Source organism: Micromonospora yasonensis, from assembly GCF_026013475.1.
GTDB classification, from domain to species: Bacteria; Actinomycetota; Actinomycetes; order Mycobacteriales; family Micromonosporaceae; genus Micromonospora; species Micromonospora yasonensis.
Genome location: NZ_JAPDPH010000247.1, coordinates 1 through 9,918 on the forward strand (window position 1 = coordinate 1; position 9,918 = coordinate 9,918).

Here is a 9,918-nt window from a genome sequence, read left to right on the forward strand (position 1 = left end):
TCGCCGTCTCTGCCGTGTCAAACCGTGTGTCCCGGTCTGTCGTGCTTCGTACGGGTTGGCTCCGCTGAACCCACGCAGCAGTGAACCGCCGCGCTTGATCATCGGATTTGGCAGGCCGGCCGCTGCGGTCTCCCGCTAGCTCGCCCGGTGCCCTGCCGATCGTGAACCTTACCCGGTCGGTTCCGCTCCGCCAAATCCGCCCTGCGGCGTTTCCGGCGAGCCCCGCCCGGACCGCGTCTTCCAAGGCTCTCGCCCCGTCTGACCCGGCGCCAGTCCGGTTCGGCGCCCTCGGGTTTTCGTCCCGTTTGCCCCGTTCCGCGCTGGCAGAGAGAAAGTTACGCGTCTGCGGGTTTGAACGTCAAATCCACGGGAGGCGTCCCACGTCACATCATTATCAACGAGCTATCTTCCCAGCTCACGCGCCATGATCGACCCAGCGGAGGATCCGGTGAGGCCCCGGCACCGGCCGACCGGACGGCGGAGGGCGCGGTAAACCGGGTGGGTCGCGGGAGGCTCAGGCGGTGAGGCGGCCGCGACGGGCCGCGAGCCAGCCCCGGACGCCGAGCACCCCGACGGTGGTGCCGATGGCCAGCGAGGCGGCGATGAGGAGCGCGTGCACCCACAGGAAGCTGGTGGCCGATCCCTCGCCGACCGTTCCGGTCGACCAGGAGCGCGGGTCGTTCCAGATGGCGACCGCGAACCTCGGCCAGATCACCCAGGTCCACACGCCGACCGCGACAAGAAAGAGTGACCAGCCACGCGACAGCACCATGGCTGGCCAGTATGCCAGCGGAACCCCGGTGACCGGCCGTGGCGTCGCGCAGGTCAACGCGGTCCGCCGGGCTGGCCGACCCGGCGCGCGGGGGAGGCGCACGGGGGATCGGCGTCGTGTTTTCCCGGACGGGCGGCCGGGCATGTTTTCCGATCTCGGGACGACGACATCCGGAGGTGTGTTGTGCAGCCGTTCAATCCGTGGGCCTGGCGCGACCCGGCCGCCCTTGCCGGCGGCTACGACCAGACCGGCCCGGAGAAGGTGCCCCGGCAGCGGCCGGAACACAGCGACGGCCCGGAAGCGCCCGGTCCGGGCACTCCGCTCGACCTGACCGGCTACCGGGTGGAGGCGATCGACGGCCGGATCGGCTCGATCGACGAGGCGAGCGAGGAGGCCGGTGTCCACTACCTGGTGGTGGACACGGGGCCGTGGATCTTCGGGAAGAAGGTGCTGCTGCCGGTCGGCACGGTGGCCCGGGTCGACCACCTGGATCGCGTCGTGCACGTGGACCGCACCCGGGACCAGGTGAAGGAGTCGCCGGCCTTCGACCCGGACGACTTCGACCGCCCCGACTACCGCGAGCGGGTGGGGGGCTACTACGCCGAGAGCTACCGGCAGGGCTGAGCAGGGCAAGGGACGCGCGGCGGGCGAAGTGCCGCCGCGCGTTCGGGTGTGCGCGAAGGACGGCCGAGCGGCTACCGTGTCAGGCATGGTCCGGCCGAGCATCTGCGCCCCGGAGACCGTCGACGGTCTCCCGGCGGCTGCCGCTCCGGTTCTCCCGGCCCGTGTCGATGACGGTCGGGAGCAGATCCTCGACGTACTCCGTGCCGGTGGGCTGCGGTTCCGCGCCGGCGGGCGATGGCGGCGCTCGTTCTGACGAGCCGACTCCACTGATCCGGGCACATCCCGGGTCGTTTCCGCGCGCCCGCGCGCCCCAACCAGCGATCAGCACGAAAGGCGTACGACCATGTCCGCGACCCGAATGCTCACCGGGGACCGCCCGACCGGGCGGCTGCACCTCGGCCACTACGTCGGCAGCATCGCCAACCGGGTGAAGCTGCACCGACGGTACGAGAGTTTCTTCATCATCGCCGACCTGCACATGCTCACCACGAAGAACAGTCGTGCGGACATCGAGCAGGTCTCCCGCAACGCCCGGGAGATGGTCACCGACATCCTCGCCGCCGGCGTCGAGGCGGAACAGGCCACCTTCTATCTCCAGTCGGCGATCCCCGAGGTCGGCGACCTGAACACCCTCTTCCAGAACCTGGTCACCGTGCCTCGGCTGGAGCGGGTCCCGTCGCTCAAGGAGATGAGCCGGGATGCCGGCAAGGAGGAGATGCCGTACGGGTTGCTCGGCTATCCCGTCCTCCAGGCCGCCGACATCCTCTGCGTGAAGGGGCAGGCCGTCCCGGTCGGGAAGGACAACGCCGCGCACGTCGAGGTGACCCGGGAGATCGCCCGGCGGTTCAACCACCTCTACGGCGAGGTCTTCCCGGTGCCCGAGCTGATCATGTCGGAAACGCCCACCCTGATCGGCACGGACGGCCAGGGAAAGATGAGCAAGAGCAAGGGGAACGCCATCGCGCTCTCCGACGACGCGGCCACCGTGCGCCGCAAGGTGATGGGGATGTACACCGACCCGAACCGGATCCGCGCCGACGTGCCCGGGACGGTGGAGGGGAACCCGGTCTTCGCGTACCACGACGTGTTCAACCCGGACCGGGCGCAGGTCGAGGAGTTGAAGGCGCGCTACCGGGCCGGCCGGGTGGGTGACGTCGAGGTCAAGGAGGCCCTGGCGGGGGCGCTCAACCGGTTCCTCGACCCGGTCCGGGAGCGGCGGGCCCGGTTCGAGGCGCAGCCCGGCCTGGTCGACGAGCTGATCTTCGAGGGCACCGAACGAACCCGGGCGGAGGTGCGCCGGACGCTGCTCGAGGTCCGCCGGGCGATGGGCCTGACCAGCACGTACACCCAGGTGCGGCGGCGGGCCGAGCGGTACCGCAAGGCCGTCGCCACGCCGGCCTGACGGTTCGCGTACGCCGGCCGGCCGGCCCGGGGAAGGGGCTTGCACCATCCCCGGGCCGGCCGGTTAGGCTGACAGCGTGACCAGCTCGCACGCCCTCCAGCCGACGTCCCCCGACGTTCGGGTCGGCGCGCTGCGACGCCGGCGGTCCCACGACCGCCTGCGCTGAGCACTTCCACTCTTGCGACCGGCGGATCGAGCCGCCGGTCCTCGCCGATCGTCCTCGGTCCGCCCGCATCCGTAGTCCGGAGATCCGCGTGCGGCGGATCCGAGCGAGATCGGCGTACCCATGGATCTGGAGAAACTGCTGACCGACCGGCTGGCGCCGGCGTTCGAGACGGTGGCCGGCGTACCGGTGGATCCGGTCGTGCGGCGCTCGCAGCGTGCGGACTTCCAGTCCGACGCGGCGCTGGCGCTGGCCCGGCGGCTCGGCCGGCCGCCGCGGGCGATCGCCGCGGCCGTGCTGGACCGCGCGGAGCTGGCCGACCTGTGCGCGGCGGCGGAGGTCTCCGGACCGGGCTTCCTCAACCTGACCATCGCCGAGCGCGCCCTGGGCGGGCTGGTCTCCGCGCTGGCCACCGACCCGCGGCTCGGCGTGCCGGAGACGGCCGTGCCGGAGACGGTGGTGGTCGACTACTCGGCCCCGAACGTGGCGAAGGAGATGCACGTCGGGCACCTGCGCTCGACCGTGATCGGTGACGCGGCGGCCCGGCTGCTGGAGTGGCTCGGGCACCGGGTGGTCCGGGCCAACCACCTGGGGGACTGGGGCACGCCGTTCGGGATGCTGATCGAGCACCTGGTCGACCTGGGCGAGGCCGAGGCGACCCAGGAGCTCTCCATGGGCGACCTGGACTCGTTCTACAAGACGGCCCGGGCAAAGTTCGACACCGACGAGGGGTTCCGCGAGCGGTCCCGGCGGCGGGTGGTGGCGTTGCAGGGTGGTGACGAGGCGACGCTGCGGCTCTGGCGGCTGCTGGTCGAGCAGTCCGAGCGCTACTTCCTGACCGTGTACGACCTGCTCGACGTGACCCTGACCGAGCGGGACTTCCACGGCGAGAGCAGCTACAACGACCTGCTCGCCCCGTTGGTGGCGGACCTGGACCGACTCGGGCTGCTGCGGCGCAGCGACGGCGCGGCCTGCGTCTTCCCGCCCGGCCAGGTGGGCCGGGACGGGGAGCCGCTGCCGTTGATCGTGCGCAAGTCCGACGGCGGGTACGGCTACCCGGCGACCGACCTGGCGGCGATCCGGCACCGGACCGGGACGCTGGGCGCGACCCGGCTGCTCTACGTGGTCGGCCTGCCGCAGCGGCGGCACTTCGAGATGGTGTACGCGGCTGCGGCGCAGGCCGGCTGGCTGGTTCCGCCGGCGCGGGCGGAGCACGTCGGGTTCGGCTCGATCCTCGGGCCGGACGGGCGGATGCTGCGCAGCCGGGCCGGGGAGTCGGTGAAGCTGGTCGGGCTGTTGGAGGAGGCGGTGGCCCGGGCGACGGCGCTGGCCCGGGAGCGGAACCCGGAACTGGGGGAGGCCGAGGCGGCCGAGGTGGGCCGGGCGGTCGGCATCGGTGCCGTCAAGTACGCCGACCTGTCCAGCGACCGGCACAAGGACTACGTGCTGGACTGGGAGCGGATGCTGTCCCTGGACGGCAACACCGCACCCTACCTCCAGTACGCGTACTCCCGGATCCGGTCGATCTTCCGGCGGGCCGGGGTGGCGGCCCGGCCGGACGCCGGGATCAGCCTGGCCGAACCGGCCGAGCGGGCGCTCGCGTTCGAGCTGGTCGGCTTCGGGACGGTGGTCGCCGAGGTGGAACGGAGCCTGGAGTTCCACCACCTGGCCGCCTACCTGCACCGGCTCGCCGCCGCATTCAGCGCCTTCTACGAGCGCTGCCCGGTCCTGCGGGCCGACGGGCCGGTACGGGAGAGCCGGCTGGTGCTCTGCGAACTGACCGCGCGGGTGCTGCGGCAGGGCCTCTACCTGCTCGGGATCCGTGCGCCGGGGCGGATGTGACCGGATCAGCCGTCCTGCGTGACCGACTGGTGGTGGTTGCGGGCCGTCGCCATGGTTGCCCTCGGCCTCGTCCGTCTCCCGACTGCCGATCCCTTGTGGAGCGGTCGGCCGCACCGTCGTCGAGGGAAGGCTTCCGTCGGATGTACGTCCGTTGTGGATCGTGGCCGGCACCGACCGTGGTCACCGCCACCGATCCGGTGTTAGTCTTCCCCGGCCAGGCATGATCACGGAAAGCGACCGGGGGACACATGGGGGCCGGCGTTCCGAGCGCGGGAGGGTTGCTGGATCCGGACGGCGCCATGGACCGGCTGGCGGCGTGGAAGGGTCGGATCGATCAGCTCGCCGCCGACACCAAGGCGATGAGCGACCGGCTCCAGGAACTGCGGGTGACCGTCGCCGACGGCAACGGCCTGGCGGAGGTCACCGTCGACTCCACCGGAGCGCTGCTCGACCTGCGGCTGGGGCCGCGGATCCACCGGGTCGCGCCCGACGTCGTCGCCCGGACGATCATGGACACCATCCGCGAGGCCAGGCGGCAACTGGCCGACCGCTCGCAGGAGATCATCGCCGACACCGTGGGCACCGAGTCGGCCGCGGCGCGGGCGATCGCCGAGCGGGTCGGGCAGCAGTTGCGCGACACCGATCCCGCCGGGGACAGCCCCGACGACCGGTACGGCCGGTGGTGAGCGCGGTGACCGACGGTTTCGCTGTCGACGCGGAGCAGATCCGCGCCCACGCCCGCAACGTCGACGCGCTGAGGGGGCGCTTCGACGCGGTCAAGACCGCCAGCGCGCACATCGCGCAGGACGACTCGGCGTACGGGCTGTTGTGCTCGTGGATGCCCGCCATCCTGGAGGGCCGGCACAAGCGGCAGGACGAGCTGATCGCGTACGTGGAGGAGAACCTGTCGCTGGTCGTGCAGGGGCTGCACAGGACCGCGGACGCCTACGACAACGTCGACACCGACGCCGACGCCACGATCCGCAAGGCGGGTGGCGGCCTGACGAGGTCGGCGCAATGACCGACACGTCCTTGATCGCCGGCGTCCAGTCCACGCAGAAGCCGTGGACCGGCGCGGCCCTGGCCGACAGCTTCCAAGGACTCGTCGACGCAATCCACAGCGAGGGCTGGGTCGACGACCTGATCGCGGGCGCCGGGTTCGGCGTCGAGGTCGCCGCCAGTGTGATGGACCCCTTCAGCGCGCTGCTCGCCAACGGGCTGGGCTGGGCGATGGAATACTTCGAGCCGCTCCGGCAGGTCCTCGACGAGCTCACCGGCATGCCCGACGTGGTGGCCTCGCACGCGGCCACGTGGGACAACATGGCCGCCGCGCTGCAGAGCATGGCCACCGACCTGAAGTCCTTCGTCGACGGGGACATGCCGCACTGGCAGGGGCGGGCCGCCACGGCGTACCACAACCTGATGGAACACAACGTGGAGGCCATCAACGGGCTCGGGGGGATCTCCGCCGCGATGGCCGCCGCCACCCAGGCCGCCGGCAACCTGGTCATGTTCACCCGCGACATCGTCCGTGACCTCATCGCCGACCTGGTGGCCCGCGTGATCGTGTGGGCGGTCGAGGCCATCTTCGTGGTCACGATCCCGGTGATCGCGTCGCAGATCGCGGCGGCGGTGGTCAAGTGGGCCGGGCGCATCCTGACGTACGTCATGGCCCTGATCACCAGCTTGACCAACCTCTCCAAACTCCTGGACGGCTGAGGTCCGACCATGGCGAAACCCAAGACTCCGCACGGCAACGGGCACGGCGACGGCGGGCCGTCCCGGCCCCACGGCGACGGTGACGGCGAGGGCGACGGTGGTACCCCGTCCGGGCGGCGGCGCAGTACCAGTGAGGTCCCCGAGAACGTCGGCCGGGCCCAGGAGACGGTCGCAGCGGAGGCACGGCAAGGCCGCCCGGGCGGCGACCAGGGCGGCTCACAGGGCAAGCCCTCGGGCAGCGACGACGGATACCAGACCCCCAAGCCGGGCACTCCCGAGTACGAGCGCCGGGTGCAGGAGCTTGCCGCCGACCCGGCCCACAACGGAAAGATCAGCGCCAAGTCACGTCGGGAGGCCGAGGTCGGGCTCGAGGCCGAGGCGCAGGGCAAGATTCCTGGCCCGATTCAACGCGCCGAGCTCGACAACACCGATCCCGCATTCCAGAAGGATCAGGGCGAGTTCGTCGACGCCAACGGAGACAACTGGGACGTCAAGAGTCCCGTCGACACCTTCCCGGCCGGGCGACAGGCCGGCCAGCCGATGCCCGAGGGTACGAGGGGCCGCTACAACGGCGACGAGTTCGAGCAGAAGCTCAACGATGAGGTGGCCGGCGGACAGCGTGTCATCATCGACAGCAAGAACCTGTCTCCGAGCTCCCTCGCCGACCTCAAGAGGCGGGTCGCCGGTAACACGGACTTGGACGGCAAGGTGGTGTTCCTCGAATGAGCAGGTACAAGCAGGGCAGGGCGGACGTGACCCGGTGGCCCGACAGCCCCGAGGCCAGGGAGTCGCTTGAGGAGTGGTTCACCGCCGTTGCCTCGGACACCACGTCGTACCTGTCGGGTGATTTTCTCGACTTCCGCGGCGCGGACCTCAGCACCATCGACCTGACGGACGCCTACCTGGCCAGTTCCTGCCTGATCGGCGTTCGATTCGAGGACGCCAATCTCGGCGGCGCGAACCTGAGCAACGCGGAGCTCGCGGACGCCGACCTGAGCTTCGCCGACCTGGCCAAGGCGGAACTGGTCGGATGCTCCGCCACGAACGCCCGCTTCCGGGGTGCCCGCCTGTTCGCGGCGGAGCTCGACGAAGCCGTCCTGGCGGGGGCCGACCTCAGCCACGCGATCCTCAACTCGGCCAAGCTCTACAAGACCGACCTGCGCGGTGCCAATCTCGAGTTCGCGAGCCTGCGGTGGTGCACCCTCGGGGGCAGGAACATGCCCGCGATCCTCAGCGCGGCGAGGATGTTCGGTTGCCAACTCGAAGGCGCGAAGGGGGCCGTCGTCGGCCCGGTCTTCGTCGACGAGCACGCCTCCCAGTCACTCGACGGCGCCGAACTCGAGGCGTGGTTCGTGGAGCGGGGCGCGGAGAGCATCCAGGTGGTGCCCGGGATGCCGTAGGGCGACGGGCATCCCGCATCATGCGGGCGGGCACCGGCAAGGCGCGCCCTCGGACACCCGAAGGCCGGGCACGGCGAGGTGCCCGGCCTTCGTGTCTGATCAGCCGAGCGTGAACTCGAACGCGGCGTCCTTGTGCTTGTGGATCTTGTACTTGGCCGCCGAGGCGAAGTCCTCGCCGCCGACGAACCGGCGGCCGCTGCTCTCGCCCGGGTAGTACTCGAACTTGACGTGCTGCCCGCCGATGAGCTGCCGGGCAAGGCCGACGTTCGGTTCGGAGATCCACCACATGCCGACGATGTCACCGGTGTCGACGTTGCGGGCGACCACGTACCCGTGGAACGGCGTGGTGCTCGCCAGCGTCACCGTGACCCCGGCGTCGAGCCGGTAGTCGTAGGTGGTGGTGCCGCCCGCGACGACGGTGATCCGGTCGGCCCGGTCGCGGTTGGCCTCGCCGCCGCTCCACTGAATGGGCTGCCCGGCCGCCTGGAACAGGAGCGGCCACTGGTACGGGCCGAGCTTGTCGATCCGGTAACGGCCCTCGTTGCCGATGGCGAAGACACCGAAGCTGCTGCCGAGGCCGACCGGCTCGCCAGCGATCCGGACGCTGCCGCGGGACAGCGCGGCACCGTCCGGCCCGAAGACCTGGCCGGTGATGACACCCGCGCGGTCCATCCGGATGACCGGCGGCGTGATCGTTTCCCCGGGCTCCACGGTGAACTGCGTGGCCTTCCGCAGGTCGCCGGTGCCGCCGCCCGAACCGAGCCACTGGGCGCCGTAGCCGTCGGCCTGCTCCGGCCAGGCCAGCAGGTTGTAGGTGCCCGCACCCTTCCCGACCAACTGCGTGACCTTGCCGTTCGCGTCAGTGACGTCGCCGCAGCCGTCCGGCATCCGGACCTCGTCGGCGCGCACCGGGACGATGCACACGCCGGACAGCGGAGCGCCGGTCGCGGCGTCCACCACGGTGGCGGTGATGCGGGCCATCGGCTCCATGACCAGCTTGACGTCGACCTGCTCGCCGGCGGCGACCGTCACCGAAGCCCCGTCGAAGTCATAGCCCGAGGCGGCGGCCCAGATCTCGTGCGTGCCGACGGGAACGGTCGGATAGATGACCTCGCCGTTCTCGGTGTCCCGCGAGTCGACGCCGAGGCCGGAGGTGAAGTTCAGGATCGGCTGGCCCGTACGTGAGTCCACGGCGGTGAGGCGGACGCTGCCCGTCGGCAGCCTCTGGTCGTCGACCGTGGTGGTCTGGCCGTCGGTGACGGTGAACCGGGCCGCCGCCGACTGGTCCACCGTGCCGTAGGCGTACTGCCGGAGGAACAGCGCCGAGTTGGAGAACTGGACCGTGTAGCCGGTGCCCACGGGCACCTGGTCGAGCCGGTAGCGGCCATCCTCGTCGGTCTGGGCATTGCCGAAGAACTGGCCGTTGCTGACGTAGACGTCCACGCCGGACAGCGGCGCGCCGGACGTGTCGGTGAAACGGCCCGCGACGGCGCCCGTGGCGACCAGGGTGTCGTTGACCGTCACCGTGCCGCCCGCCGTGACCGCGAAGACCGTCGCCGCGTCGACGTCCAGCGTGCCGTACGCGTACTGGCCGAAGTCGCCCACGTCGAAGCGGACGCGGTAGCTGCCCGGCACGACCTGGATGGTGAAGTTGCCGTCCGGATCCGTGTTGCCGTAGCCGTAGCTGCTGTAGTCGGCGGCCTCGGCGCTGACGAACACGAACGGCACCGGGGCGCCGGACCGGTCGGTCAACCGCCCGGTGATGGTGCCGACCGGCAGCAGCGAGTCGTCGACCACCGTCGCGGCCCCGGCCGTCACGGTGATGAGATTGGCCGACGACCAGTCGGTCTTGCCGTAGGCGAACTGCGTCGGGTGGCCCCAGGCCTCGAAGTTCACCCGGTACTGGCCGGCAGGGACCGCGTCGAAGGCGTAGCGACCCTGGTCGTCGAGGCTCGCGTAATCCCAGTGGTCGACGTTGTCGCCGTAGAGGTAGACG

General features: G+C 71.0%; 11 protein-coding genes. 9 read left to right on the forward strand and 2 right to left on the reverse strand.

Annotated features, from left to right (window positions below; translation table 11 throughout):
* Positions 1 to 514 precede the first annotated feature (514 nt).
* Positions 515 to 772, reverse strand: coding sequence for an SCO4848 family membrane protein (locus ONA70_RS31250; protein ID WP_265010084.1), 258 nt, complete (start codon positions 770 to 772; stop codon positions 515 to 517).
* A 183-nt stretch (positions 773 to 955) separates the two neighbouring features.
* On the opposite strand from ONA70_RS31250, the gene ONA70_RS31255 reads away from it, so the two are divergent.
* The 9 genes from ONA70_RS31255 (at position 956) to ONA70_RS31295 (ending at position 7,922) form a co-directional block, all read left to right on the forward strand.
* Positions 956 to 1,396: a PRC-barrel domain-containing protein gene (locus ONA70_RS31255; protein ID WP_265010085.1), complete on the forward strand. Its 441-nt coding sequence runs from the start codon at positions 956 to 958 to the stop codon at positions 1,394 to 1,396.
* 85 nt (positions 1,397 to 1,481) lie between these two features.
* Positions 1,482 to 1,649 carry a hypothetical protein gene (locus ONA70_RS31260; protein WP_265010086.1) on the forward strand — a complete coding sequence of 56 codons (168 nt, stop codon included), beginning with the start codon at positions 1,482 to 1,484 and terminating at the stop codon, positions 1,647 to 1,649.
* Positions 1,650 to 1,739: 90 nt separating this feature from the next.
* Positions 1,740 to 2,798 (forward strand): tryptophan--tRNA ligase, encoded by a 1,059-nt coding sequence (gene trpS, locus ONA70_RS31265; RefSeq protein ID WP_265010087.1) that lies wholly within the window; start codon positions 1,740 to 1,742, stop codon positions 2,796 to 2,798.
* 286 nt (positions 2,799 to 3,084) lie between these two features.
* Complete coding sequence (argS, locus tag ONA70_RS31270; protein ID WP_265010088.1) at positions 3,085 to 4,803, forward strand: arginine--tRNA ligase; 1,719 nt, start codon at positions 3,085 to 3,087, stop codon at positions 4,801 to 4,803.
* 278 nt (positions 4,804 to 5,081) lie between these two features.
* Positions 5,082 to 5,489 (forward strand): YbaB/EbfC family nucleoid-associated protein, encoded by a 408-nt coding sequence (locus ONA70_RS31275; protein ID WP_265010089.1) that lies wholly within the window; start codon positions 5,082 to 5,084, stop codon positions 5,487 to 5,489.
* Positions 5,490 to 5,494: 5 nt separating this feature from the next.
* Positions 5,495 to 5,824, forward strand: a complete 330-nt coding sequence (locus tag ONA70_RS31280) for a type VII secretion target (RefSeq protein ID WP_265010090.1) — start codon at positions 5,495 to 5,497, stop codon at positions 5,822 to 5,824.
* On the forward strand, positions 5,821 to 6,522 hold the full coding sequence (locus ONA70_RS31285; protein ID WP_265010091.1) for a WXG100 family type VII secretion target: 702 nt from the start codon (positions 5,821 to 5,823) through the stop codon (positions 6,520 to 6,522). Before ONA70_RS31280 ends, ONA70_RS31285 begins: the two co-directional genes overlap by 4 nt.
* Positions 6,523 to 6,531: 9 nt before the next feature.
* Complete coding sequence (locus ONA70_RS31290; RefSeq protein WP_265010092.1) at positions 6,532 to 7,248, forward strand: hypothetical protein; 717 nt, start codon at positions 6,532 to 6,534, stop codon at positions 7,246 to 7,248.
* Positions 7,245 to 7,922: a pentapeptide repeat-containing protein gene (locus tag ONA70_RS31295; protein WP_265010093.1), complete on the forward strand. Its 678-nt coding sequence runs from the start codon at positions 7,245 to 7,247 to the stop codon at positions 7,920 to 7,922. Before ONA70_RS31290 ends, ONA70_RS31295 begins: the two co-directional genes overlap by 4 nt.
* 99 nt (positions 7,923 to 8,021) lie before the next feature.
* On the opposite strand, the gene ONA70_RS31300 is transcribed toward ONA70_RS31295, so the two are convergent.
* Positions 8,022 to 9,918 (reverse strand): MSCRAMM family protein (locus ONA70_RS31300; RefSeq protein WP_265010094.1); only part of this gene is annotated, 1,897 nt, incomplete at its 5' end.